This window comes from Nocardioides pocheonensis, assembly GCF_003725535.1.
GTDB lineage: Bacteria > Actinomycetota > Actinomycetes > Propionibacteriales > Nocardioidaceae > Marmoricola > Marmoricola pocheonensis.
The window spans coordinates 1-666 of record NZ_RJSF01000026.1 but is presented as its reverse complement, the minus strand read 5'-3'; the positions used below and the strand labels follow the sequence as shown (position 1 = coordinate 666).

The following is a 666-nucleotide window of genomic DNA, read 5'->3' as shown; positions in this document are numbered from 1 at the left end:
ACGAACGACACCACGCCGGGCAAGTACTGCTGGCGGGCGGAGTACACCCCGGACACTGCGGGATCGGCGTACTACCTGCCCAGCACGCACACCAACGCGACCACCGAGTGCTTCACGGTGGCCCATGCCAGCCCGACGATCACGACCCAGATCGCGGTGACCGGTGCGAACGCTCCGGGGCTGGGGTTCACCACCCTGGGTGACACCGCGACGCTGCACGACTTCGTGCCCGGCACGGTGACCGGTGACACGGTCGACTTCAACCTCTACGACGTGACCGCCGACCCGGGTTGCACCGGCAGCGTGGTCTTCCACACCACCGGCACCCTGAACGCCAGCGGCGTGGCGACCACGAGCGCGACCTACAACCCGACCGCGGCGCACACCTACGTGTGGATCGCCTCCTACGGCGGTGACTCGTTCAACGACCCGGCGTCGGGCTCCTGCTCGGATGCCAACGAGTCCGCGACGATCGTGGGTGCGCAGATCGACGTGGCCAAGTCGGCGAACCCGCCGGGTCCGGTCTCGGCCGGCGCCACGATCGGCTTCGACATCACCGTCAGCAACTCCGGTGCGGTTCCCGCGACCGGTGTGACGGTCACCGACAACCTGCCGGCCAAGGCCAACGCGGCCAGCTCCGGTGACCTGAACTGGTCGCTGAACCCG

1 protein-coding gene is annotated in these 666 nt (G+C 68.8%); it reads left to right on the top strand.

What is annotated here, in order from left to right; all coding sequences use genetic code 11:
• The coding region (locus EFL26_RS08485; protein WP_123222474.1) for a DUF11 domain-containing protein at window positions 1–666 on the top strand (666 nt) is incomplete at both ends.